Here is a 25,117-nt window from a genome sequence, read left to right on the forward strand (position 1 = left end):
AGGTGCCGCGAGGCCGCCCCGGCGCTCAGATCGCCGGCGCGTAATCCTCGTTCTCTTCACCGCGCTCCGACGCCCGCTCACGCCGGCGCCCTTTCAGGGGACGCCCCGAGCAGATCGCCCGCGCCAGCCCTCGGAATGGCGCCGTCAATCGATGAACGTCCTCGACCCGGGCCATGATCCGCCCGGCCGTCTTCAGCTCACGATCCAGTCGCGCCATCGTCTTCGACAGTTCCGGCTCGTCATCGTCGAGCCAGGTCTCGGAGACCCGCGCCATCAGCAGCACCGCGCCCTGCACCCGCAGATGCCCCAGCGAATCCTCGGTTGGGATGCCGGCCGAGGCTAGCATGTAGCGCCAGGAATTGACCGCGCCGCGATTGAGCGCCGCCAGCGCCAGCGGGTCACGGCGGATGACCGGCGCGATCTTGCGCAAGCCAGCCTTGTAAGGTGCCATCGCATCGAGCCGGCGCATGACGAGGTCGAACATCCGCTCCTTGACCGGCTCGCCGGCAAGGTCGTCCGAGGAACCGGCCAGGACGGCATCGTCGACGATACGGGTCACCCCGCCGAGCATGGCCAGCTTGGACGGGAACAGCCCGCGCAGTTGCGAGAGCGTCAACCCGGCCTCGGTCGCGATATCCGGCAATTCGATCTGGTCCCAGGGCCGCTCGGTGGCGAGCTTCATCAAGGCATCGACCGCGCGACGGCGCGGATCGACCGCAGGCGCGGCCTCGGACGGGGTGGAAACGGGTTTGCGGGCCATGGGACTGCTCCTCTCGCTTCGCGTCGAGAGGAGGTTAGGCCGCTATCGTGGCGGGTGGAAGGCTGTCGACAGCATTTTCAAGCGAAGTGGAAACCGGTTCGCGTGAAGAAAATGCGTCATGCAACAATCTGAATTTTCAGGCCTTTTCGACAGAAAGGCGGGGAAATTCAACCGGAAAGCTCGCCGGCGCGACGTTTGGCAGCAGCCACCGCCTTGCGCATGAGCGGCTTCATGCCGTCATCGGCCATCAGCACCTCGAGCGCCGCAGCGGTGGTGCCGCCGGGCGAGGTCACGTTCTGGCGCAGCGTCCCCGGAGGCAGCGGCGACTGGAACAGCAGTTCGCCCGCACCTTCCACGGTCGCCCGCGCCAGCCGCTCGGCGACATCGGCCGGCAGGCCGGCATCCCTGCCTGCGGCGGCCAGGCATTCGACGAGATGGAAGACATAGGCCGGGCCCGAGCCCGACACGGCGGTGACCGCATCGATCAGCCCCTCGTCGTCGAGCCATTCGACCTTGCCGATGCTGCCGAGCAGCGCATCGGCGGTGGCGCGCTGGGCCGCGCTCACGCCCTTGCCGGGCGCAGCCGCGGTCGCGCCGCGCTGCACGGCCGCCGGCAGGTTCGGCATGGCGCGGATGATCGCGCCGGCATTGGGCAGCCGCGCCGCGAGATCGCCCAGCGTCTTGCCGGCGAGGATCGAGATCAGCAGCGTGCGCGGGTGGATGAAGGCCTGCACGGCGGGGGCGGCCGTGTCGAGCATCTGCGGCTTGGTCGCGAGCACGACGACATCGGCGGCGGGAATCTCCTTGGCGGAAGGATTGACCCGCATGCCCTTCTCATTGGCCAGCGCGACCATCTCGTCCGACGGCTTGGGATCGATCAGGCTGATACCCTTGGGGTCGATGCCGATGCGCAGCCAGCCTTCCAGCATGGCGCCGCCCATCTTGCCCGCACCGATGAGAACGAGCGTTTGCGGCAGGGAAGCGGTCATGGCGGTTCTCATCGCTTGGAGACAGGGCATGCGCCCGGGGCTTGCTCCCGGACAGCACAGGACCAGAGCCTGCAAGGGCTGACCGGGTCAAGCCCGGCCATGGCGGCAGCGCGGCGGCTCAGGCCTCGCCGACCGTCTCCAGGATCGCGCCTTCCATGCCTTCCCGGGCGGTCTTGCCGGCCCAGACGACGAACTGGAAAGCCTGGTAGTAGCGTTCGCAGGCTTCGACCGCGGCCTTCACCAGCGCCGCCGCCTGCTCCTCAGTCGGCTCGGCCCCGCCGGAGAGCAACAGGCCGTGGCGGTACATCACCACGCTTTCGCTGCTCCAGAGATCGAAATGGCCGAGCCAGAGCTGCTCGTTGACGAGGCTGACGAGCTGAAGCACCTCGCCGCGCCGCCGCTCCGGCACCTTCAGGTCGAAGGCGCAGGCGATATGCAGCGCCTCCACCTCGGCGAGCCAGGTGACGGCAACCTGGTATTCCGACCAGCCACCGGTGACGGCGACCGAAAGCTCGTCCTCGCTGTCGCGGTCGAACGCCCAGTCATTGAGTGCGGCGAGGCGTTCGAACAGGTCGAGCGGGTTGGAAGGCCGATCGAGCTCGGCGTCCATATCGAGGTCTATCATGCCCTAAGGTCCACCTTCCGGATGCGGGTGCATCCGGCGCGTTCGAGAAGAGGAACACGGCGACTGGAAAGCCGAAGGAACGCAACACACCTCCGGAGCCTCTCGACGGAGATGCTCCCATCCGGCGCGGCAGGACGAATCCGCCCGACGAATCAATTCTTTCCACCGACGATAGCGCAGGCGCTGTGACGCTCCCAACACGGCGCCAAGCTCCGCGGATTCGGCCGGCGGGCTCAATCCCTCTGGAGGGCTGTCCACAGCACATGGCTGTGGACATAACCTGAGGGCAGTCAGGGCGCCTTTGCAGAGTCAGTCGGAACACCAGTCCTCATCCTGAGGAGCAGCCAAAGGCTGCGTCTCGAAGGATGGTCCAGATGGCTCCTGATCCTCCTGAAACATCCTTCGAGACGCCATCCCTGGCGGGATGGCTCCTCAGGATGAGGGCTCACCCGTTTCCCGATCAGACGCTCAGGCCTTGCCGAGCTTCTCTTCCAGCGCCTTCAGCCGTGCGGCGAGTTTGTCGTTCTCCTCGCGGGCGATCAGCGCCATCTCGCGCACCGCTTCGAACTCTTCGCGGGTGACGACGTCGAGGTCGCGCAGCAGGCGTTCGATCTGCGTCTTCACCACCGTCTCGACCTCGCGCCGCACGCCCTGCGCCGCGCCGGCGGCATCGGTGGCGAGGCGGGCGATATCGTCGAGGATGCGGTTGCCGGGGTTCACCATGGTTCTCTCCCTTCGGGATGAAGCTCTCTGGTGAACAGCCTATAGGCAGCCCGCGCTGAGCCCGCAATTGCGACCCGATGTCGGGCTTGCTCCCCGGCAGCCGGCGCGCTCACATGGCGGCAGCTCCGGAGGAACCGCGCCATGGCCTTGCATTTCACGCCAGCCGAATTCGCCCGCCGCCGTGAAACCCTATTGGCCGCGATGCAAGCTGAGCGCCTCGATGCGCTCTTCCTGTTCCAGCAGGAATCGATGTTCTGGCTGACCGGTTACGACACTTTCGGCTTCTGCTTCTTCCAGTGCCTTGTCGTCAAAGCCGACGGCACGATGGCGCTTCTGACCCGCTCCGCCGATCTCCGGCAGGCACAACAGACCTCGAATCTAGGCGATATCCGCATCTGGAAGGACGGCCGCGACGCCGACCCGACGGCCGACCTGCTCGCGCTGACCCGCGATCTCGGCCTCGCCGGCAAGCGCATCGGCGTGGAGTTCGAATCCTACGGCCTCGTCGCCTCGAACTACCGCAAGCTCGAAACCCGTTTCGCCGGGCAGGCCGAGCTCGCCGACACATCGCTCATCGTCACCCGCCTGCGCGCGGTGAAATCGGCGGAGGAGATCGCCTATGTCAGGCGTGCCGCCGTGCTTGCCGACGCGGCCGACCGCGCGGCGCTCGCCGCGATCCGGGCGGGCGCCGACGAGGGCGAGGTCCTCGCCGCCCAGCACAACGCGATCTTCGCGGGCGGCGGTGACTATCCCGCCAACGAGTTCATCATCGGTTCCGGCCGCGACGCCCTGCTCTGCCGCTACAAGTCCGGCCGCCGCAGGCTCGATGCCGACGACCAGATCACGCTCGAATTCGCCGGCACCGACCGGCACTATCACGTCGCGGCGATGCGCACCGTGGTCGTCGGCGAGCCGCGCCCGCTCCACCGCCCCTATCACGCCGCCGCCCGCGACGCCCTGCTCGCCTGCGAGGCCGAATTGAAGCCCGGCCGCACCGCCGGAGACGTCTTCGCCGCCCATGCCCGCGTCTTCGACGAGCATGGCCTGGCGCAGCACCGGCTCAATGCCTGCGGCTATTCGCTGGGCGCCAAATTCACCCCGTCCTGGATGGATTGGCCGATGTTCTACGAGGCCAATGACTGGCCGATCGTGCCGGGCATGGTGATGTTCGCCCATATGATCCTGATGGATTCCGCCAGCGAAACCGCGATGTGCCTGGGCCGGACCTATCTCGTCGGCGAAGGCGGCGCCGAGGCCTTGAACCTGCCCGATCTGAACCTCGTCATCCGTTGAGCTGAGAGGCTGCCAGGGGCTATGGGAAGGATTTGATGAGGTGAAAACGGCGGAGCTGCAGCGTCGCACCGCTTGCCGATACGGACGTATCGGCTGCGCAGCGCTCCTCCCATCTCCGCCGTTTTCACCTCATCAAATCCTTCCCATAGCCCCTGGCAGCCTCTAAAAGGGGCGCGCAGGGAATCTCGAAGCAGTCCACAGCCCGAAGGGCGGGAGGCGTCATGATCAACCGTTTTAGCGGCCTCGCTTTGGGGCCGGTTTTCGCGCTGGCGCTCGCCGGCTGCCAGGAAACCACCCAGACCGCTGCCCGGCCGCGCGTCGATGCGCCCGGCGTCCCGGTCTCGGTCCAGAGTATCTCCGGCGCGCCGGAAAACGTCACCACAAGCTTCGCCGGCCTGCTCGGCGAGGCGGCGGCCGAGCGCAAGATGGAGATCGTCCCCGGCAACAAGCCGGCGCGTTTCCGCGTGAAGGGCTACCTCACCGCCCAGCCGACCGAAGACGGCCAGACCGCGCTCGCCTTTGTCTGGGACGTCTATGATTCGACCAAGCAGCGCGCCCAGCGCGTGCAGGGCGAGAGCATCGGCAAGCGCAGCGGCGGTTCCGACCCCTGGGCCGGCATCGATCAGACGATCGTCGCCAAGGCGGCGTCCGACTCGATGGACGCGATCGCCGGCTTCCTCGTCACCGCCCCGGGCGTCGAAACGCTCTCGGTCGACGACAAACCCGCGAAACCCGCAAGGGCGGGCACCCGCGTCGCCGCGACCGCTGACAAGAAGAGTTGAGTCTGCAAGCGCGCGTCGCCTCTCGGCGACGCTGCGGCAGTGGTTTCCGGGTCACGGCGCACCGCCCTGCGCTTTTTGAGCACCGATATTGCACTGCAATGGTCGACTCCGTCCGACCGCGCTGTTAAGAGCCGTTCGAATTGAGCCGGCAATGCCGGCCCTCCCTGCTCAGCCTTACTGCAACGGTGCGCTACGGCATGGCCTCCCACTTCAAAGTCGTCGCCGGCAACTCCAATCGTCCGCTGGCCGAGGCGATCTGCCATCATCTCAGCATACCGCTCGCCAAGGCTTCCGTTCGGCGCTTCGCCGACATGGAGGTCTTCGTCGAGATTCAGGAGAACGTGCGCGGACAGGATGTCTTCATCATCCAGTCGACCTCGTTCCCGACCAACGACCATCTGATGGAACTGCTGATCATCACCGATGCCTTGCGCCGCTCCTCGGCGCGCCGCATCACGGCGGTGATTCCGTATTTCGGCTATGCCCGTCAGGACCGGCGCGCCTCGGGCCGCACCCCGATCTCGGCCAAGCTCGTCTCCAACCTGATCACCCATGCCGGCGTCGATCGCGTGCTGACGCTCGATCTCCATGCCGGCCAGATCCAGGGCTTCTTCGACATCCCGACCGACAACCTGTTCGGCGCCCCGCTGATGGCGCGCGACATCAAGGACCGGCTGGAATGGAAGAACGCCATGGTCGTCTCGCCCGACGTCGGCGGCGTGGTCCGGGCGCGTGCGCTCGCCAAGCGCATCGATGCCCCGCTGGCCATCGTCGACAAGCGCCGTGACCGGCCGGGCGAGTCCGAGGTCATGAACATCATCGGTTCCGTCGAGGGCCGCTCCTGCATCCTGATCGACGACATCGTCGATTCCGGCGGTACGCTGGTGAATGCGGCCGATGCCCTGCTCGAGCAGGGCGCCAAGGAAGTCTACGCCTACATCACCCATGGCGTGCTCTCCGGCGGCGCGGTCGCCCGTATCGCCGGCTCCAAGCTCAAGGAGCTGGTCATCACCGACTCGATCATGCCGACCGAGGCCGTGAAGGTCGCCCGCAACATCCGCGTCATCTCCATCGCCGGCCTGATGGGCGAGGCCATCGAGCGCACGGCGAGCGAGACCAGCGTGTCGAGCCTGTTCGACTGAACTAAATCGTCGGAGTGAATGCCGGTGGTTTCATCCGCCCCGTCATCCCGGGCAGCCAAAGGTCGTCCCGGGATCCATCGTAGAGCGCAGTTCCCTACGATGGATCCCGGATCTCCGCTTCGCTGCGTCCGGGATGACGGCGTGGTTCCGGCACGAGCAAAGCCATGACCTCCCGCGCCCTCGTCCTGTTCTCCGGCGGCCAGGACTCCACCACGACCCTGGCCTGGGCGCTCGACCGCTTTGACGCGGTCGAGACGATCGGCTTCGACTACGGCCAGCGCCACCGCATCGAGATGGAATGCCGCGAGACGATCCGCGCCAAGCTGCCGGGCCTGTCCGCCCGCTATGCCGAGCGGCTCGGCCCCGACCATGTCGTCGACCTCAAGGCACTCGGCGCGATCTCCGAGACGGCGCTCACGCGCGAGACCGAGATCGCCTTTGCCGAGACCGGCCTGCCCACGACCTTCGTGCCCGGCCGCAACCTGATCTTCCTGACCTTTGCCGCGGCGCTGGCCTATCGCCGCGACCTCAAGCATATCGTGCTCGGCGTCTGCGAAACCGACTATTCCGGCTATCCCGATTGCCGTGACGACACGATCAAGGCGATGCAGGTCGCGCTCAGCCTCGGTCTCGACCGGAGGCTCGTTCTGCACACGCCCTTGATGTGGCGCGACAAGGCCCAGACCTTCGCGCTGGCGCGCGCCATCGGCGGAAAGCCCCTGCTCGACCTCGTGATCGAGGACAGCCATAGCTGCTATCTCGGCGACAGGACGACCCGGCATGGCTGGGGTTACGGCTGCGGCCATTGCCCGGCATGCGATTTGCGATCAAAAGGCTTCGCGGCCTATCTCGAAGCCCCCGACGATACTGGACTTATTCCATGACCCGTGACCGCCAGCGCCTGACGGAGGGCACTATCGCCCTGGTCCTGTTCGGCCTGACCATCCCCGCGGCCAACTGGCTGATCGGCAATGCCGGCGCGGTCTGCGTGCCGAACGGCCCCTGCCTGGTCCCGGTCTGGCCGGGCATCATGGCGCCGAGCGGCGTCCTGATGGTCGGCCTCGCCCTCGTCCTGCGCGACATCGTCCAGCGCCGCCTCGGCCCGCTCGCCGGCCTCGGCGCCATCGCGGTCGGCACGCTGATCTCGGCCATGCTGGCGCCACCCGCCATCGTGCTGGCCTCGGTCGCCGCCTTCCTGCTCTCGGAGCTGGCCGATTTCGCGGTCTACACGCCGCTCCAGCGCCGCCGCTTCGTCACCGCCGTCTTCGCCTCGAGCGTCACCGGCCTCGTCGTCGACAGCCTCGTCTTCCTGCATCTCGCCTTCGGCAGCCTCGACTTCCTCGCCGGCCAGATCATCGGCAAGGCCTGGATGGTGCTGCTCGCACTGCCGCTGATGCACCTCCTGCGCCGCCGCGACGAGCGGCTCGGCCTCGCGGCCGCCTGAGAACGGGAAAGCGCCGCGCCGCATAAACTTTGCAGCGGCGCCTCAATCTGACCTTAAGGCATTTGGGGTAGAAGCGGGTTCTTCGACGAGCACTCAGTCGGATAATCCGTGATCAGACCTTCGGGCCGCCTGCAGGCTCTCCAGAACGATATTCTTGAAGATATCGCACGCGGCGAGCCTCTGGTCGCCTGCATGGAGCGGCTCTGCCATCGTGCCGAGGCGATCTCGCCCGGCGTGATCTGTTCCGTCGTCACGGTCGACGACCAGGGCTGCCTGCAGCCCCTCGCCTCGCCCAGCCTGCCCACGCATTACGTGAATTGCGTCAGGGGATTGCCGGTCGGACCCAATGTCGGCTCCTGCGGAACCGCGGTCTTCCGCGGAGAACCCGTCGAAGTCACCGATATCGCCACCGATCCGCTCTGGGCGCCCTATACCGGCCTTGCCCTGCCGCTCGGCCTGCGGGCCTGCTGGTCGACCCCGATCAAGGCGCGTGACGGCCGCGTCGTCGGCGCCTTCGCCTTCTATTTCAACCGGCCCCGCCACGCGCAGCTGCTCGAACGCCAGATCGTCGCGACCTGCGTCCATCTCTGCGCCATCGCCATCGAGCATGACGAGGTCCGCACCCGCAATCACCGCCTCGCCTATTTCGACACGCTGACCGGCCTGCCGAACCGCAGCCAGTTCAACGGCGCGATCGCGGAGATGAGCGCCGCCGGCCGCCGCTATGGACTAATGCTGATCGATATCGACCATCTCAAGCTGGTCAACGACACGCTCGGCCACGCCGCCGGGGACGCTCTGATCGCCGAGGTCGGCTCCCGGCTCGGCACCGCGCTCGCCGATTGCCTGACCTGCCGGATCGGCGGCGACGAATTCGCCGTCCTGATTCCCGATTGCGAGGGACCCTCGCGCATGCGCTCCCTCGCCTCCGCCGCGACGGCCGCGATGGCTCTGCCCCTCGAGCATGACGGCCACAGCGTCGTTCCGAGCGTCACCATCGGCGGCGCCATCGCGGGTGAGGACGGGCTGGACAGCGTCACGCTGCGGCAGAATGCCGATCTCGCGCTCTATCACGCCAAGGAGACGCGGCGCGGCCGCTATGTCCGCTTCCGCCGGCAGTTGCGCAGCGCGATGATGCAGCGCATCCGCGTGCGCCGGGACGTCGATGGCGCGCTCGGCGACGAGCGTATCATTCCCTATTACCAGCCGGTCATCCGCCTCGACACGACCGAGGTCGTCGGCCTCGAGGCCCTCGCCCGGATGCGCCTCGACGACGGCCGTATCGTCACCGCCGGCGAGTTCCAGGATGCGCTGCGCGATCCGAAGATCGCCCACCGCACCACCACCCAGATGCTGACGGCGGTCGCCGCCGACATGGCCGAGTGGCGGGCGGGCGGCCTGAATTTCCAGCATGTCGCGGTCAACGTCACCTCGGCCGATTTCCAGAAGGGCGATCTGGTGCAGCGCGCCAGCCGCATCCTGGAAAAGGCCGGCGTGCCGATGCAGCACCTCGTGGTCGAAGTCACCGAGCAGGTCTTCATGGGCGGCCGCAAGGACGGCGTCGCGCGCACCATGGAAGCATTGCGCGCCTGCGGCTCGCCTGTGGCGCTCGACGATTTCGGCACCGGCTTCGCCTCGCTCACCCATCTGCTCGATTTCCCCATCGACATCATCAAGATCGACCGCTCCTTCGTCGGCTCGATCGATAGCGGCGCCCGCAGCGAGATCATCATCGAGGCGCTGCTGACCATGACCCGCCGCCTCGGCATGAAGATCGTCGCCGAAGGCATCGAGCGCCAGGCGCAAGCCGAGCGGCTCACGGAAATGGGCTGCCGCCTCGGCCAGGGCTATCTCTATTCGCCGCCGGTTCCAGCCTCGGTCATCCGTGAATGGCTGCTGCGCTTCGCCCAGCCGATACAGACGACGCCCCCCGCCGCAGGCAAGGTCGCGAACGCCGCCTGAGTCGGGCTTGAGATCGCGGCGATTTTCGCCTATGAGCACCCCTGCGTTCGGCTGACACCCTTGGAGGCTCTGAACGCGCCAACCCAATGGCCGCCACGAGGCGGCCTTGTCATTTACAAGTCAAGGACATCCAACATGACCGCCGTGAAGCAAATCGAGGCTTCGGCGCGCGCACAGGTCGGCAAGGGGGCCGCTCGTGCTGTTCGCCGCCAGGGCCAGACGCCTGCCGTGATCTATGGTGGGGGCGCTGCTCCCGAAGCCATCGCGCTCGACGCCAACAAGACCCGCCAGCTGATTTTCGGCGGCCACTTCCTGACCACGATCTTCGAGATCAGCGTCGCCGGTAAGAAGCAGCGCGTCATTCCGCGCGATTACCAGCTCGACCCGGTCAAGGATTTCCCGATCCATGTCGACTTCCTGCGCGTCGCCAAGGGCCAGACCGTCACGGTCCAGGTTCCGGTGCACGTCGTCGGTCAGGAGAAGAGCCCCGGCGTCAAGGCCGGCGGCCTCGTCCAGATCGTCGAGCACGCTCTCGAAGTCACCGTCGAGCCCGATAGCATTCCGGAGTCGATCGACGTCTCGGTCGCCGGCCTGAACATCGGCGACTCCGTCCATGCCGATGCGATCAAGCTCCCGGCCGGTGCCAAGCTCTCGGTTGGCGCTGAAGCCACGATCGTCACGGTCTCCGCGCCGACCGTCGAGGCCGAGCCGGCCGCCGACGCTGCCGAAGCTTCGACCGAAGCCAAGGCCTGATGAAACGGCGCCAACCGGCGCCGCTTCCATCCTGGAACGATCACGAGACGGCCGGGCCAGCCCCGGCCGTTTTGCTATGGCGTCGAACCCGCTCGATGCCGAACTGACAAGCCTGCCGGAGTCCCGCCATGCTGATCTTCGCCGGCCTCGGCAATCCCGGCGCGCGCTATGCCCGCAACCGGCACAATATCGGCTTCATGGCCGTGGACGAGATCGCGCGGCTGCACCGTGCCTCGCCCTGGCGCGCCCGCTTCCAGGCCGAGTCTTGCGAGGCGACGATCGGCGGCGAGAAGGTCATCCTGCTCAAGCCGCAGACCTATATGAACGAGTCGGGCCGCTCGATCGGCGAGGCCGCGCGCTTCTTCAAGATCGCGCCCGCCGATGTCGTCGTCTTCCATGACGAGCTCGACCTCGCCCCGGCCAAGCTGCGCGTGAAGCTCGGCGGCGGCAATGCCGGGCATAACGGCCTGCGCTCGACCACCGCCGCGATCGGCAACGACTATCGCCGCGTGCGGATGGGCATCGGCCATCCCGGCGACAAGGCGCTAGTCCACGCCTATGTGCTCAACGATTTCGGCAAGCCCGAGCAGCCCTGGGTCGAGGATCTCTGCACCGCCTCCGCCGACCACGCCGCCCTGCTCGCCGCCCACGACGACACCGGCTTCCAGAACAAGGTGCATCTCTTCATGGACGCGCGCGGCCATGCGGTGGTGAAGCGCCTCGGCGAAAAAAGCGACGGCTGAGTCCTAAAGGGGCAACTTCGCGCCCGCCTTCGCCACCGTGACCCGGCTCGTGCTGTAGCTGCCATCGGCTTGCCGGCTCGCCGTCATCGCGACCTGTGCGCCGGGCTTGAGCTCGCTAGCCTCGGCCGGCGCCGCCATCAGGATCGTCGCCTCAGGCGTGATCGCGACCTTCTGCTCGCCACCGGGATAGCTCAGCACCAGACTGGCGCCGTCCACCTTGGAGACCGTCTCCGCCACCGTCGCATTGGTCATCGTCGCGTCCGGCAGCACGCCCCAGGGCCGATGCCCCTCGCCCGTGCCGCGCATCGCTTCCGGGAAGATCACGACCTGTACGGCGAGCAGCGTCCCGTCGGCCTGCGGCTTCGCACCGACCCCGATGAAGCTGCCCTTGGCGATATCGGAGGCCTTCGCCGCGACCATGCCCCCGACGGAGAAGCCCGGCGCGAGCGCGACCTTGATCTCCCGGCCGTCGGCAGCCTTGAGCTCCAGCGTCGCCCCCTCCATCCGCTCGACGGTGCCGCGCAACCGCGTTCCCGGCGCCTGAGCGACGGCCACGCCGCTGGCAAGGGCAAAGACCGACAGGGCGAACGCGAGGCGAATGCGGTTCATGGCGAAGCTCCGAGTGGTGCGGATAGGCAACCTGCCCGATCCAGCACCCGCACCTGCCATGCCGCCATGCACGTTCGCGTGAGGGGCACGGCCGCCATAAGGCGCGCAGCACTTGTCTTTATCGCGCAAGCCCCCCAATAAGGCCGCAACTTTCAAAAGCTTCACGCCCGGCAGCGGTCCCTCCGCCGCGGGCAACGGAACAGGCGATCATGGGCTTCAAATGCGGAATCGTCGGCCTGCCGAATGTCGGCAAGTCGACCCTCTTCAACGCGCTGACGCAGACGGCCGCGGCGCAGGCTGCGAACTACCCGTTCTGCACGATCGAGCCAAATGTCGGTGACGTCGCCGTGCCCGACGAGCGGCTGGAGAAGCTCGCCGCCATCGCCGGCTCCAAGGAGATCATCCCGACACGGCTGACCTTCGTCGACATCGCCGGCCTCGTGCGTGGCGCCTCGCGCGGCGAAGGGCTGGGCAACCAGTTCCTCGCCAATATCCGCGAATGCGACGCCATCGCCCATGTCGTGCGTTGCTTCGAGGATGGCGACATCACCCATGTCGAGGGCAAGGTCTCGCCGGTCGACGATATCGAGACGATCGAGACCGAATTGATGCTGGCCGATCTCGACAGCCTCGAAAAGCGCGTGCTGCCGCTGGAGAAGAAGGCGAAGTCCGGCGACAAGGAGGCCAAGGAAGCGGTCGACCTGATGAACCGCTGCCTCACCCTGCTGCGTGACGGCAAGCCCGCCCGGCTGGTCCAGCTTTCGCCCGAGGAGCGCCGCCCGTTCGAACTGCTCGGCCTGCTCTCGTCGAAGCCCGTGCTCTATGTCTGCAATGTCGAGGAGGCCAGCGCCGACAAGGGCAACAGCTTCTCCGAGCTGGTGAAGAAGCGCGCCGCCGAAGAGGGCGCCGTCGCGGTCGTCGTCTCCGCCAAGATCGAGAGCGAGATCGCCGTGCTACCGGCCGAGGAGCAGACCGAGTATCTGGAGGCCGTCGGCCTCGACGAGCCGGGCCTGAACCGCGTGATCCGCGCCGGCTACGCCCTGCTCCATCTCGTCACCTATTTCACGGTCGGCCCCAAGGAGGCCCGCGCCTGGACGATCGAGAAGGGCACCAAGGGGCCGCAGGCCGCCGGCGTGATCCATACCGATTTCGAGAAGGGCTATATCCGCGCCGAAACCATCGCCTATGACGACTATATCGCCAACAAGGGCGAGTCCGGCGCGCGCGAAGCCGGCAAGTTCCGGCTCGAAGGCAAGGAGTATGTCGTCGCCGACGGCGACGTGCTGCATTTCCGCTTCGCGAACTGAAGAGCCCGCTGGCGATGTCGTATTTCGAGGATTTCGTCCCCGGCACGAGCGCCCGCTCGCGCAGTCTGGCGGTCTCGCAGGACGACATCGTCGCCTTCGCCTCGCGCTTTGACGCGCAGGATTTCCATGTCGATCCCGAAGCCGCCAGGACGAGCTTCGTCGGCCGCCTGATCGGCTCGGGCTGGCATAGCTGCTCCCTGCTGATGCGGCTAATGGCGGAGGATTTCCTGCTCGACGCCGCCAGCATGGGCGCGCCGGGCATCGACGAGGTGAAGTGGCTGCGCCCGCTTCTCCCCGGCGACAGCGTCAGCGCCCGCCGCACCGTGCTGGAAAGCAAGGCCTCGCGCTCGCGCCCCGAGATGGGCCTCGTGCGCTTCAAGCTTGAATTGCTGAATCAGCGCGACGAGCCGATCCTGGAACAGACCAACTGGATCATGTTCGGCCGCAAGGGCTCCGGCATCGGCACGCACCCTGCCGGTCCCTGGCTCGACCATGTGCCGATCTATGAGCGCCCGCTCGTCGAAAGCCCGCTGGAAGCGCCGGCCGAGCCACCCGGCCCGCCGCGTTTCTTCGAGGAGCTTTCGGTCGGCGACAGCCATGAACTCGGCAGCTTCGTCTTCACGGCCGAGGAGATCGTCGCCTTCGCCCGCAGCTTCGATCCGCAGCCCTTCCACATGGACGAGGCGGCGGCCCGCAACAGCTCCTTCGGCAAGCTCGCGGCCTCCGGCTGGCACACCGCCGCCGTCTGGATGGCCTGCATGGTCCAGCACCGCAAGAACCAGCTCGCGGCCGCCCCCGATCGCCCCGCACGCCTCGGCCCTTCCCCGGGTTTCAAGAATCTGCGCTGGACGAAGCCGGTCTTCGCCGGCGACCGGGTCACCTATCGCTCCGAGGTGGTGGACAAGCGTGAGAGCGCCTCGCGTCCGCAATGGGGCCTGTTCTTCCACCGCAATACCGGGACGAACCAGCACGGCGAAGAGGTCTTCAGCTTCGACGGCTGCGTTTTCGTCGAGCGGAAACCTCAGACCTGAGCACTTGTTAAAAGTGTGAGCCCTCATCCTGAGGAGCAGCCGAAGGCTGCGTCTCGAAGGATGTTCCAGATATCACCTGCGCCTACTGAACACCCTTCGAGACGCGCTTCTACGAAGCGCTCCTCAGGATGAGGGTTGTGGTTATTTGGAGCGACGCTGAACTCAGCCCACCTTCAGCCCGGCCGCCGCGGAGAGAAGCGTGATCTCGACCCGGTCGCGGCCATTGCGCTTGGCGGCATAGAGCGCCGCATCGGCATGGGCATAGAGCGCGTCGCCATCGAGCGGCCCGTGCCCGCAGCAGAGCCCGATCGACACCGTCGCGCCCTGCAACTGCGCATCGACCGCACGCCAGGGCGCCTGCGCCAGCGCCTGACGGATCGCTTCCGCGACCGCCATTGCCTCGCTCTGTGTCGCATCCGCGATCAGGACGCCGAATTCCTCGCCGCCGAGCCGAGCGACAAGGCGGGCCGCACCGGTCGGCGGGCCGTCGATGATCTGCGCCACCAGCCGCAGGCATGTATCGCCGGCGACATGGCCGAACTGGTCGTTGATCGCCTTGAAGTGATCGACATCGACGATCAGCAGCGCCAGCGATTGCGGGCGCGCCGCCTCGCTCGCGAGGCACTCGATGAAGCGGCGGCGGTTGGCGAGCCCGGTCAGCCCGTCCGTCTGCGCGAGCTTGACCAGCTCGGCATTGGCCTGGCGCAGAGCGTCCTGTGCGCTGAGCAGCGCCGCCTGCTGGCGCTTCGCCGCCGTCGTATCGGCATGGATGAAGCAGCTCAGGCCTTCCAGCGTGTGCCGGGCGACGACGCGCCGCCAGCGCTGGCCGGGCAATTCGATCTCGAAGGGCGCGCCGTCATAACGCAAGCCATTGAGGATGCTGGCGCGCAGGCCTGCGACGGCCGAGACCCCGCGCCAGCACTCGCTGACGATCTCATCGAACTTCAAACCGACGACCAGAGTGTCCGGCGGGATGTCGTAGAGCTCGCGGAAGGCGTCGTTGGTGGCGATGATCCGGTCCTCGCCATCCAGCAGCATCGCACCGTCCGGGATGAAGCGCAGCGCCTCGAAGGCGGGCAGCAGCGCGTCGGTCACGGCACCGGCCCGGCTTGGCGCCTCCAGCATCTGCCACATCCGCACACGCCCGCCGCAGGGCGCCAGCAGCGAGGTCGCGCGCAAGCGCCGGCCGTTATGGAGGAATTCGAAGGCCTGTGTCTGGTTCTCGTGCCGCGCCATGCCCTCGGCGATGTAGCGGTCGATATCGTGCATCTCCTCGGGCGCGAGCCTGAGCGTGTAGAAGCGCCTGAGATTCTCGATATAGGGCTCGCCGGGATAGATCAGCCCGTCATCTTCAGGGAAGAAGTGCAGGAACGTGCGATTCCAGCCGACGGCACGATGCTCCGCATCGTACTCGCAGACGCCGACCGACAGCACATCGAATGACTCGTGCAGGTAGCGCGAAACGATCATGCGCCACCCTAGGGTGGCAGTGTTTAACGTTGCGTAAGACGATTGGGGCCAGATCAACCGACCTTGCCGTAACCCGCGAATTTGGCGCCGACGCGCTCCATCTCGGCCGCGTCGAGGATCACCGGCTCGATGCCGGCGGCCAGAATATCGAGATACTGCCCCGCGAGATTCTCAACCTCCGCGACGATGGTATGCGCGCCTGCCAGCGTCTGGCCGAGCGCGATCACGCCGTGATTGGCGAGCAGCACCGCCTTGCGCCCCTCAAGCGCCTTCACCGCATTCCCGGCCAGTTCCGGCGTGCCGAAGGTCGCGTATTCGGCGCAGCGCACATCGGCGCCGCCGCAGAGCGCGATCATGTAATGGAAGGCCGGGATGCCGCGCCGGGTGCAGGAGAGCGCGGTCGCACGCGGCGAATGGGTATGCACGATCGCCTGCGCATCCGGGCGCGCCTGGTAGATCGCGACATGGAAGGGCCATTCCGAGGATGGCTTGCGGCTGCCGCCGAGCACGGAGCCGTCGAGTCCGAGATGGATCAGGTCTTCCGGCTTCGTCTGCGCATAGGGCAGGCCCGAGGGCGTGATCAGCAGGCCACCGCCGAAACGCGCGGAGACATTGCCCGATTTCGACGGGCAAAACCCCGCCCGATCGATCGCCTGTGCGACCGCGACGATCTCCTGCCGCAGTTCCTGCTCGGTCATGTCCTGTCCCTGTTCGCCAGATCGGGAAAGAGTCGTGCGAGGCCGTCCCTGCTGGCCGCGCAGACGCCGCGCTCGGTGATGAGCCCGGTGACGAGCCGCGCCGGCGTCACGTCGAAGGCGGGATTGGCCGCGCCGCTGCCCGGCGCCACGACGCGCACGGTCCTGACCTCGCCGTCATCGGCGAGCCCCGAGAGATGCGTCACCTCGCGCGCCGCGCGCTCCTCGATCGGAATATCGGCAAGGCCATCATGAATGCTCCAGTCGATCGTCGGCGAGGGCAGCGCCACATAGAAGGGCACGCCGTTGTCATGGGCCGCGAGCGCCTTGAGATAGGTCCCGATCTTGTTGGCCACATCGCCGGAAGCCGTCGTCCGGTCGGTGCCGACGATCGCCATGTCGACCTGTCCGCGCTGCATCAGGTGGCCGCCGGCATTGTCGGTGATCACCGTATGCGGCACGCCATGGGCGCCGAGCTCATAGGCCGTCAGCGCCGCGCCCTGGTTGCGTGGCCTGGTCTCGTCGACCCAGACATGGACGGCAATGCCGGCATCATGCGCGAGATAGATCGGCGCCAGGGCCGTGCCCCAGTCCACCGTGGCGATCCAGCCGGCATTGCAATGGGTGAGGATATTGACCGGCGTGCCGGCGGGCTTGCGCGCCGCGATCTCCGCGATCAATGGCAGCCCGTGCTCGCCGATCGCGCGGCACAGCGCGACATCCTCGTCGCAGATCGCCGCAGCCTCGGCATAGGCCACAGCGGCGCGTGCCTCCGGCTGCAGGCCTGCGAGGGCACCGCGCATCCGCGCCAGCGCCCAGTGCAGATTGACGGCGGTCGGCCGGGTCGCGCCAAGCAGCGCGAGTGCAGCCTCCAGCGCCGCGTCCGAAGCATCGGCCCACATGGCCAGCGCCACGCCGTAGGCCGCGGTCGCGCCGATCAAGGGCGCCCCGCGCACCACCATGCTGCGGATCGCATCCGCCGCCTGCTCGGCCGTCCCCAGCGCCACGGTCTCGAAGCGGAAGGGCAAGCGCGTCTGGTCGATCACCACGACGCGCCAGCCGTCCTGGGCCAGCCAGATCGTCCGGTAATGCTGGCCGTTGATCTTCATCGCCGCTCAGTCACCCGCGAAGGAGACCAGCGTCCGCACGGGCACGCCGAGCCGCCGGATCTTGTCGGCGCCGCCGAGCTCCGGCAGATCGACGATGAAGCAGGCCGCCACGACCTCGGCGCCGAGGCCGGCGAGCAGATTGACCGCCGCCTCCGCCGTGCCGCCGGTGGCGATCAGGTCATCGACCAGCAGGACCCGCTCGCCCGGCTGCACCGCGTCGCGATGGATCTCGATCTCGTCCGTGCCGTATTCCAGCGCATAGGTCGCGCGCAGCGTCTCCAGCGGCAGCTTGCCCTTCTTGCGCACGGGGATGAAGCCGGCCGAGAGCTGATGCGCCACCGCGCCGCCCAGGATGAAGCCGCGCGCCTCGATCCCCGCGATCTTGGCGATCTTCAGGCCGGCGAAGGGCTGCACCAGCTCGTCGACGGCACGGCGGAAGGCCCGCGCATCGCCGAGCAGCGTGGTGATGTCGCGGAAGACGATGCCGGGCCGGGGATAATCCGGGATCGCGCGGATGCTGTCGGCGAGGTTCATGGGCACCGTCTCATGCGGACTGACGGTCGCCTTGGTCGGACGCCGGGCCGGCTTCGTCAAGGGCGCCGACATCGCGCCGCCTTGAGCACGCGTCCCGCGACGGCATCGAGCTTCGCCAGCAGGGCCGGATCGCGGAAGGCCGGCGCCGTCACGATGGCGGCGTCGAGCGCGTTATGGGAGCCGGCGGGGCACGGCTCGCGCTCGGCCGGGAAATCCGCCGCGAGCCGCGCCACGAGGCGCCGCGCCTTGTCGGCATTCTCATGCAGCACGGCGATGACGGCCGCGACATCGACGGCGCCGTGGAGTTCATGCCAGCAGTCGTAGTCGGTCACCATCGCGACGGTCGCATAGGTGATCTCGGCCTCGCGGGCGAGCTTGGCCTCGGGCATCGCCGTCATGCCGATCAGGTCGTAGCCGAGGCCGCGATAGGTCGTGGATTCGGCATAGGTCGAGAACTGCGGACCTTCCATCGTGACCAGCGTGCCGCCGCGCACGAAAGCCAGCTCCTCGGCCTGCGCCGCCGCCGCCACGCGGGCCTGCAGGACGGGGCCGACCGGGTGGGCGACCGAGACATGGGCGACGCAGCCCTTGCCGAAGAAGGAGTTCTCGCGCCGGCTCGTCCGGTCGACGAACTGGTCGACCAGCACGAACAGGCCGGGATAAAGCTCGGCCTTGTAGGAGCCGCAGGCCGAGAGCGAGACGAGATCGGTCACGCCCGCCCGCTTCAGCACGTCGATATTGGCGCGGTAGTTGATCTCGGAGGGCGGGATCGAATGGCCACGGCCGTGACGGGGCAGGAAGACGATCTTGGTCTGGCCCATCCGGCCGATCCGCAGGACGTCAGAAGGCTCGCCCCAGGGGCTTTCGATGCGCTCCTCGCGCAGGTCGGTCAGGCCCGGCAGATCGTAGATGCCCGATCCGCCAATGATTCCGAGAACGGCTTCGCTCATGGTCGATTCCCTGTTTCGGCGCGGAAGGGACCACCTTTCGATGACGGTCGCAATACGGTGGGACAGGATGCCGTCATGCTCGGGCCTGTCCCGCGCGCCTCCCGCCGGAAGAAGCTCCGGGACTTTGTCCTGCCTGAGTTTCTCGGATCTACGCTTCGCTTCGTCCGAGAACGACGGGTTTCATAACGAAAAAGGCCCCGTCACCGGGGCCTTTTCCTGAAACGATATCCAGCCGGATCAGTGGGCCGGCGAGCCGTCCGGCATGCGCGACCACACCTTCTTCTTGGTGTAGTAGAGCAGCCCGGCGAAGATGATGAGGAAGAGCATCACCTGCAGGCCGATGCGCTTGCGCGCCTCGAGATGCGGCTCCGCCATCCACATCATGAAAGCGGTAACGTCGCGGGCATACTGATCGACGGTCTCGGGCGCGCTCGGCTTGCCGTCCGGGCCCTTCGGATACTCGACCTGGCCATCGGCGAGCGGCTTCGGCATCGCGATCAAGTGGCCAGGCATATACCGGTTGTAGTTCTGTCCCGGCAGCAAGGTGACGCCCGCCGGCGGATCCTCATACCCGGTCAGCAGGGCGTGGATATAATCCGGCCCCTGCTCCTGATACTGCGTGAAGATATCGAAGACGAAGGTCGGGAAGCCGCGGGTATAGGTGCGCGCCTTGGCGAGGACCGAGAAGTCCGGCGGATAGGCGCCGCCCTGAGCCGCGCGGGCGGCCTGCTCGTTGGCGAAAGGCGACGGGAAGCGATCGGCCGGGCGACCGGGCCGCTCGAACATCTCGCCGGCCTCGTTCGGGCCGTCCTTGATCTGGTAGGTCGCGGCAAGCGCGGAGACCTGGCCCTGCGTGAACTCGGGGCCACCGGGCTGCGACAGGTTGCGGAAGGCGACAAGGCTCGCGCCATGGCAGCTCGCGCAGACCTCCTTGTAGACCTTGAAGCCGCGCTGCAGCTGGGCCCGGTCGAACTTGCCGACCGGCCCGGAGAACGACCAAGTCAATTGCGGCGGCTTCGGGCCGGCCTCGGCGGCCTGCGCCGCCGGCTGGATGAGCGCCAGCGAGAGGCCGGCGGCGAGCCCGGTCAGGGCGAGACGAAACGAGATTCTGCTCATGGTTCCGTCAGCCCTTGACGTTCGGTTCGGCAGCGGTGGCGGCCGCGACGCTGGCCGCCGACCCGCCCTTGGCGGAAGCAAGCACGGAGTCTGCGATCGAGGTCGGCAGCGCCTTCGGCCGCTCGAACAAGCCGACGACGAAGAGCGCCACGAAGAAGCCGAAATACAGCACGGTGAAGATCTGCGAGGCGATGACGTAGCCGCCCTCAGCCGGCATGGCGCCGAGATAACCGAGGCCGATGCAGACCACCACGAAGGCCCAGAACAGCTGGCGACCGATCGGCCGGTAGCTCATCGACTTGACCTTCGAGGTGTCGATCCAGGGCAGGAAGGCGAGCACGACGATGGCCGCGCCCATGGCCAGCACGCCGCCGAGCTTGTCGGGAATGGCGCGCAGGATCGCGTAGAACGGCAGGAAGTACCATTCCGGAACGATGTGGGCCGGGGTCGAAGCCGGGTTCGCCGGGATGTAGTTGTCGGCATGGCCCATGAAATTCGGCTGGTAGAACACGAACCAGGAGAACAGGATCATGAACACGACCATGCCGAAGATGTCCTTCACGGTCGCATAGGGCGTGAACGGCACGGTGTCCTTGGCGACGTTCTTCACCTCGACGCCGGTCGGGTTGTTCTGGCCGACGACATGCAGCGCCCAGATATGCAGCACGACGACGCCGAAGATCATGAACGGCAGCAGGTAGTGCAGCGAGAAGAAGCGGTTCAGCGTCGGGTTGTCGACCGAGTAGCCGCCCCACAGATAGGTGACGATCGTCTCGCCGATCACCGGCAGCGCCGAGAACAGGTTGGTGATGACGGTCGCGCCCCAGAAGGACATCTGGCCCCAGGGCAGCACGTAGCCCATGAAGGCGGTGGCCATCATCAGCAGGAAGATGACGACGCCGAGAATCCACAGCACCTCGCGCGGCGCCTTGTACGAGCCATAATAAAGCCCGCGGAAGATGTGCACGTAGACGGCGATGAAGAACATCGAGGCGCCGTTGGAGTGCAGGTAGCGCAGCAGCCAGCCGTAGTTCACGTCGCGCATGATGTGCTCGACGGAGTTGAAGGCCATCGTCGCATGTGGCGTGTAGTGCATCACCAGGATGATGCCGGTGATGATCTGCGCCACCAGCATGAACACGAGGATGCCGCCGAAGGTCCACAGGTAGTTCAGGTTGCGCGGGACCGGGTAGGAGACCGCCGAGTCATGCGCGAGGCGGATGATCGGCAGGCGCGCGTCGAGCCAGCGCTCGATACCGGTCTTCGGGACGTAGGAACTGTGACCACTCATGAAGAATGCCTCAAGGCTGTCTCATCTTGGCGGGAAAGCGTCGAGCGCATTGCTCAGCCGATCCGGATCTTGGTGTCGCCGTTGAAGGCGTAGGGCGGCACCGGCAGGTTGAGCGGTGCCGGGCCCTTGCGAATGCGGCCGGAGGAATCGTAGTGCGAGCCGTGGCAGGGGCAGAACCAGCCGTCGTAGTCGCCCTTCGATTCGCCGGGCGCGGTGCCCAGCGGAATGCAGCCGAGATGGGTGCAGTTGCCGAAGACGACGAGGAACTGCTCGTGGCCGGCCTTGGTACGCTGGGCGTCGGTCTGCGGGTCGCGCAGCGTGGCGACGTCGACCGCCTTGGCCTCGTCGATTTCCTTCTTGGTGCGATGGCGCACGAAGATCGGCTTGCCGCGCCAGAACAGCTTGATCGCCTGACCTTCGGCGATCGGGGCCAGATCGACATCGACCGGGGCGCCGGCGGCGACGGTCTGCGCGTCGGGCGCGAGCTGGCTGATCAGCGGAATGACGAGTGCGCCGACGCCGACCGCACCAGCGGCGCCGGTAGCCAGCATCAGGAAGTCGCGGCGGGTTGTTCCGGTCGATGTATCGGTCGCGTGCGCCACGATCCAATCCTCTTACACGTCTTGCGAGCTGGAACAGCTCGAAATTATCGCCTCTCGCCCTCATAGGGGCGCGCCGCTGCCGCCGCAATGCGGCGGTGCGTCACCTTCGGCTCTTTGACATGCAGATTGGACGAAGTCTACTGTCTGGAACGCCCCGGCCATGCATGGCGCACAGACGGCAGGGGAAGACCTCAGACGACGAGCTTTTCCGGATCGGCGGCGGCCAGGAATCCGCCCGATTGGCGTGCCCAGAGCCGGGCATAGAGCCCGCCCCGCGCGATCAGCTCGTCATGGCTGCCGATATCGGCGATCCGCCCTTGATCGAGCACGATCAGCCGGTCCAGCGCGGCGATGGTCGAGAGCCGGTGCGCGATCGCGATCACGGTCTTGCCCTGCATCAGGGCCGCGAGCTGCTGCTGGATCGCCGCCTCGACCTCAGAGTCGAGCGCCGAAGTCGCCTCGTCGAGGATCAGGATCGGCGCGTCCTTGAGCAGCACGCGGGCGATCGCGATGCGCTGGCGCTGGCCGCCCGAAAGCTTCACGCCGCGCTCGCCGACGCGCGAATCGAAGCCCTTGCGGCCGTCCTGGTCGCCGAGCCCCTGGATGAAGTCGTGTGCTTCGGCCTGCCGCGCCGCGAGCGCGATCTCAGCCTCGCTCGCGCCGATGCGGCCATAGGCGATATTGTCGCCGATCGAGCGGTGCAGCAGCGAATTATCCTGCGTCACCATGCCGATCTGGGCGCGAAGCGTATCCTGCGTGACATAGGCGATATCCTGCCCGTCGATCAGGATGCGGCCACCTTCGAGCGGATAAAGCCGCAGCAGCAGGTTCACCAAAGTCGACTTGCCGGCACCCGACGGACCGACGAGGCCCACGCGCTCGCCCGGCCTGATCTGCAGGTCGAGCCCCTCGAACAGCCCCTGCCCTCGCCCGTAATTGAAGCGGATCTTGTCGAAGCTGATCGCGCCTTTGTCGACGACCAGCGGCACCGCATCGGCCGCATCCGGCAGGTCGTGCGGCTTGGCGATCGTCTCCATGCTCTCCTGCACCGAGCCGATATTCTCGAAGATGCCGCGCACGAGATGGATCAGCCAGCCAGACATCTGCACCAGCCGGAGCACGAGGCCGATCGCGGCGGCGACCGCGCCCGGCGTCATCTCGCCCTGGCTCCAGAGCAGCAGCGCGAGCCAGGCCGTGGCCACGACGAGCAGGCTGTTCATCGTCTGCAGGATGACGCTGACGCCCGTGATCAGGCGCGACAGATTGAGGAAGGAGGCGTTCCACCGCGTCAACGAGTCGCGGACGGCCGAACGCTCGGCATCGGCGCGCGCGAACAGCTTCACCGTCAGGATGTTGGTGTAGGAATCGACGATGCGCCCCGTCGTGGTCGAACGCCCCAGCGAATTCGCCTCCGAGCGCTGCTTCGCCCGCGGCACGAAATAGATCAGCAGCGTGACATAGGCCGCAAGCCACAGGACCACCGGCAGCGCCAGCCACAGGCTGGTCTTGCCGAAGAAGCCGATCGCGACCGTGGCGAAGACCAGCGCGTACCAGAGATCGTCGATGACCTCGATCGTCGCGCCGCGAATCGACTGGCCGGCCTGGATGACGCGGGCGGACAGGCGCCCTGCAAAGTCATTCTGAAAGTATCCCAGCGCGTGGCCGAGCGTGTAGACATGGTTGCGCCAGCGGATCTGGTTGGTGATCTGCGGCACCACGACCTGATCGACGATAGCGTGGTTGGCGAAATAGATCAGCGGCCGGACGACGACGAGCAGGAAGGCCGCGCCCGCCAAGAGCCAGCCATGGTCGCGGAAGATCGTCTCCGGCGACTGCGTCGAGAGCAGGTCCACGAACCAGCCGACCATCAGGTACATCGCCGCCTCGATGCCGCTGAAGCCCAGGCCCGTGATCATGATCAGGGCCATCCAGCCCTTCACGCCCTTGATGTGATGCCACATGAAGGGCCACACGCCGCGCGGCGGCGTCTCCCGCTCGTCGAAGGGAGCGAAGACGTCGATTCGGCTTTCGAGCCAACGGAAGAGCGGAGCGAACATGCCTGCTTGGCTAGCGGGAATGAGAGGGCGGAACAAACGACAATTCGGGATACCGGCTTTCCCCATGCCACCTCCTGTCAGGAGGCAGCCGGGCAGGCGTCGCCGCAGACGCAGCTAGGCGCCTCCGGTGGCGGGATTAGGGCGATGACGAAGTGTCGCTAAGCGCCTGAGTACCAAGCGAAGGGCAAAGATCAAATAATCATAAAATCATCGCGATGGCGTATAGCGCCTGGTAGCTCTCGGAATCGTTTCAGAGGAACCCCGAAGCAATCGCCTCTGTTCTCGGCTGCGTAGACTAACCGCCAAGGAGAGAGCCATGCGGCTACGAATACTCGGCGCGTTGAGCGCCTGCACACTTGTCGCTGCTTGCAACAGCGCTGCGGAATACACCTCATTCGATGGATGCGACGGCCTGCGCGGCGCGGCGATGAGCAAATGCCTCAAGCTCGCCGCATCCTATAGCCCCACAGTGAGTTCGCGCGGCTCCATGACAGGCCCTGGATCGGGCCTCAATCCGGGAAGCGCCGGGACGTCGGGTAGCCCGAACAATCCCGGCGCGCCCGGTTCTTCCGGCGGAGGCAGCTCGAGCGGCCTCTTCGGTCTCGGTCTGGGCCTCGGCGCCAACACCGCCGGGCTCGGCGCCAATGCCGGGGCCGGCGCCGGTGTCGGCAATGGCAGCATCGGCGCCGGAGCCGCAGCGAATGCAGGCACGGGCAATAGCGGAGTCGGCGCCGCCGCAGGTGCAGGCGTTGGCAATGGCGGCATCGGTGCCGGAGTGGGCGCAGGGATCGGTAACGCCAGCAGCGGCGGCGTCGGAGCCGGAGTAGGCGCCGGCGTCGGCAATGGTGGCGTGGGTGCCGGTGTCGGTGCCGGCATCGGCGATTCCAGCGGCGGGGTTGGAGCGGGTGCAGGCGCGGGAATCGGTGGCGACGGCGTCGGAGCCGGAGCAGGTGTCGGCAATGCCGGAGGCGGTATCGGGGCCGGCGTCGGCATCGGCGGTGGAGGCATCGGCGTCGGCCTGGGCCTCAACTGAGCCAGGGACCAACCAAATCCGGAATCGGGAGGCTGTGTCGGCTGAGCGCTGCCACGGTCCCCCGGTTCAGCCCGGCCGGCCTTGACGCCGCCCAGCG

25 protein-coding genes are annotated in these 25,117 nt (G+C 67.0%); 11 read left to right on the forward strand and 14 right to left on the reverse strand.

Annotated elements, in window-relative coordinates:
- Positions 1-25: 25 nt before the first annotated feature.
- The 4 genes from WFK61_RS19585 to WFK61_RS19600 all read right to left on the reverse strand — a co-directional run bounded on the left by WFK61_RS19585 (position 26) and on the right by WFK61_RS19600 (position 3,097).
- Complete coding sequence (locus WFK61_RS19585; RefSeq protein WP_336813762.1) at positions 26-760, reverse strand: TetR/AcrR family transcriptional regulator; 735 nt, start codon at positions 758-760, stop codon at positions 26-28.
- A 167-nt stretch (positions 761-927) separates the two neighbouring features.
- Complete coding sequence (gene proC, locus WFK61_RS19590; protein WP_336813763.1) at positions 928-1,749, reverse strand: pyrroline-5-carboxylate reductase; 822 nt, start codon at positions 1,747-1,749, stop codon at positions 928-930.
- 118 nt (positions 1,750-1,867) lie between these two features.
- Complete coding sequence (locus WFK61_RS19595; protein ID WP_257731321.1) at positions 1,868-2,374, reverse strand: type III secretion system chaperone family protein; 507 nt, start codon at positions 2,372-2,374, stop codon at positions 1,868-1,870.
- Positions 2,375-2,842: 468 nt separating this feature from the next.
- Positions 2,843-3,097: an accessory factor UbiK family protein gene (locus tag WFK61_RS19600; RefSeq protein ID WP_047577935.1), complete on the reverse strand. Its 255-nt coding sequence runs from the start codon at positions 3,095-3,097 to the stop codon at positions 2,843-2,845.
- Between the two features lie 141 nt (positions 3,098-3,238).
- Here WFK61_RS19600 and WFK61_RS19605 point away from each other — a divergent pair, with 141 nt between their 5' ends.
- From WFK61_RS19605 to pth, 8 genes are all read left to right on the forward strand, one after another.
- Positions 3,239-4,390: a M24 family metallopeptidase gene (locus tag WFK61_RS19605; protein ID WP_336813764.1), complete on the forward strand. Its 1,152-nt coding sequence runs from the start codon at positions 3,239-3,241 to the stop codon at positions 4,388-4,390.
- A gap of 221 nt (positions 4,391-4,611) precedes the next feature.
- Positions 4,612-5,172 carry a hypothetical protein gene (locus WFK61_RS19610; RefSeq protein WP_336813765.1) on the forward strand — a complete coding sequence of 187 codons (561 nt, stop codon included), beginning with the start codon at positions 4,612-4,614 and terminating at the stop codon, positions 5,170-5,172.
- Between the two features lie 197 nt (positions 5,173-5,369).
- On the forward strand, positions 5,370-6,314 hold the full coding sequence (locus WFK61_RS19615) for a ribose-phosphate pyrophosphokinase (protein ID WP_336813766.1): 945 nt from the start codon (positions 5,370-5,372) through the stop codon (positions 6,312-6,314).
- A 164-nt stretch (positions 6,315-6,478) separates the two neighbouring features.
- Positions 6,479-7,198: a 7-cyano-7-deazaguanine synthase QueC gene (gene queC / locus WFK61_RS19620; RefSeq protein ID WP_336813767.1), complete on the forward strand. Its 720-nt coding sequence runs from the start codon at positions 6,479-6,481 to the stop codon at positions 7,196-7,198.
- Positions 7,195-7,758, forward strand: a complete 564-nt coding sequence (locus WFK61_RS19625) for a VUT family protein (protein ID WP_336813768.1) — start codon at positions 7,195-7,197, stop codon at positions 7,756-7,758. Before queC ends, WFK61_RS19625 begins: the two co-directional genes overlap by 4 nt.
- A 108-nt stretch (positions 7,759-7,866) precedes the next feature.
- Positions 7,867-9,720: a putative bifunctional diguanylate cyclase/phosphodiesterase gene (locus WFK61_RS19630; protein WP_336813769.1), complete on the forward strand. Its 1,854-nt coding sequence runs from the start codon at positions 7,867-7,869 to the stop codon at positions 9,718-9,720.
- A gap of 135 nt (positions 9,721-9,855) precedes the next feature.
- Complete coding sequence (locus tag WFK61_RS19635) at positions 9,856-10,473, forward strand: 50S ribosomal protein L25/general stress protein Ctc (RefSeq protein WP_336813770.1); 618 nt, start codon at positions 9,856-9,858, stop codon at positions 10,471-10,473.
- Between the two features lie 128 nt (positions 10,474-10,601).
- Positions 10,602-11,216, forward strand: a complete 615-nt coding sequence (pth, locus tag WFK61_RS19640; RefSeq protein ID WP_336813771.1) for an aminoacyl-tRNA hydrolase — start codon at positions 10,602-10,604, stop codon at positions 11,214-11,216.
- A 3-nt stretch (positions 11,217-11,219) separates the two neighbouring features.
- Here pth and WFK61_RS19645 read toward each other — a convergent pair whose 3' ends face one another.
- Entirely contained in the window at positions 11,220-11,825 is a 606-nt protein-coding gene (locus WFK61_RS19645; RefSeq protein WP_336813772.1) for a DUF5666 domain-containing protein, read from the reverse strand.
- Between the two features lie 209 nt (positions 11,826-12,034).
- Between WFK61_RS19645 and ychF the strand changes: the two genes are divergently transcribed.
- Together ychF and WFK61_RS19655 are read left to right on the forward strand one after the other, a co-directional pair.
- On the forward strand, positions 12,035-13,132 hold the full coding sequence (gene ychF, locus WFK61_RS19650) for a redox-regulated ATPase YchF (RefSeq protein WP_173044831.1): 1,098 nt from the start codon (positions 12,035-12,037) through the stop codon (positions 13,130-13,132).
- A 14-nt stretch (positions 13,133-13,146) separates the two neighbouring features.
- Entirely contained in the window at positions 13,147-14,163 is a 1,017-nt protein-coding gene (locus WFK61_RS19655; RefSeq protein WP_336813773.1) for a MaoC family dehydratase, read from the forward strand.
- A gap of 162 nt (positions 14,164-14,325) precedes the next feature.
- Here WFK61_RS19655 and WFK61_RS19660 read toward each other — a convergent pair whose 3' ends face one another.
- From WFK61_RS19660 to WFK61_RS19700, 9 genes are all read right to left on the reverse strand, one after another.
- Positions 14,326-15,633, reverse strand: a complete 1,308-nt coding sequence (locus WFK61_RS19660) for a sensor domain-containing diguanylate cyclase (protein WP_336813774.1) — start codon at positions 15,631-15,633, stop codon at positions 14,326-14,328.
- A gap of 53 nt (positions 15,634-15,686) precedes the next feature.
- Positions 15,687-16,331 carry a class II aldolase/adducin family protein gene (locus tag WFK61_RS19665; protein ID WP_336813775.1) on the reverse strand — a complete coding sequence of 215 codons (645 nt, stop codon included), beginning with the start codon at positions 16,329-16,331 and terminating at the stop codon, positions 15,687-15,689.
- Entirely contained in the window at positions 16,328-17,437 is a 1,110-nt protein-coding gene (gene mtnA, locus WFK61_RS19670) for an S-methyl-5-thioribose-1-phosphate isomerase (protein ID WP_336813776.1), read from the reverse strand. Before mtnA ends, WFK61_RS19665 begins: the two co-directional genes overlap by 4 nt.
- A gap of 6 nt (positions 17,438-17,443) precedes the next feature.
- Positions 17,444-17,971, reverse strand: coding sequence for an adenine phosphoribosyltransferase (locus WFK61_RS19675; protein ID WP_293806207.1), 528 nt, complete (start codon positions 17,969-17,971; stop codon positions 17,444-17,446).
- Positions 17,972-18,027: 56 nt separating this feature from the next.
- On the reverse strand, positions 18,028-18,921 hold the full coding sequence (locus tag WFK61_RS19680; RefSeq protein ID WP_336813777.1) for an S-methyl-5'-thioadenosine phosphorylase: 894 nt from the start codon (positions 18,919-18,921) through the stop codon (positions 18,028-18,030).
- A 237-nt stretch (positions 18,922-19,158) separates the two neighbouring features.
- Entirely contained in the window at positions 19,159-20,037 is an 879-nt protein-coding gene (locus tag WFK61_RS19685) for a cytochrome c1 (protein ID WP_336813778.1), read from the reverse strand.
- Between the two features lie 7 nt (positions 20,038-20,044).
- Positions 20,045-21,328, reverse strand: coding sequence for a cytochrome b (locus tag WFK61_RS19690; RefSeq protein WP_336813779.1), 1,284 nt, complete (start codon positions 21,326-21,328; stop codon positions 20,045-20,047).
- Between the two features lie 53 nt (positions 21,329-21,381).
- Entirely contained in the window at positions 21,382-21,930 is a 549-nt protein-coding gene (gene petA / locus WFK61_RS19695; protein ID WP_336813780.1) for a ubiquinol-cytochrome c reductase iron-sulfur subunit, read from the reverse strand.
- Positions 21,931-22,121: 191 nt separating this feature from the next.
- Positions 22,122-23,987: an ABC transporter ATP-binding protein gene (locus WFK61_RS19700; protein ID WP_336813781.1), complete on the reverse strand. Its 1,866-nt coding sequence runs from the start codon at positions 23,985-23,987 to the stop codon at positions 22,122-22,124.
- A gap of 487 nt (positions 23,988-24,474) precedes the next feature.
- On the opposite strand from WFK61_RS19700, the gene WFK61_RS19705 reads away from it, so the two are divergent.
- Positions 24,475-25,020 carry a hypothetical protein gene (locus WFK61_RS19705; protein ID WP_336813782.1) on the forward strand — a complete coding sequence of 182 codons (546 nt, stop codon included), beginning with the start codon at positions 24,475-24,477 and terminating at the stop codon, positions 25,018-25,020.
- Positions 25,021-25,117: the final 97 nt, after the last annotated feature.

Source organism: Allobosea sp. MMO-172 (assembly GCF_037147855.1).
Taxonomy (GTDB): Bacteria; Pseudomonadota; Alphaproteobacteria; order Rhizobiales; family Beijerinckiaceae; genus Allobosea.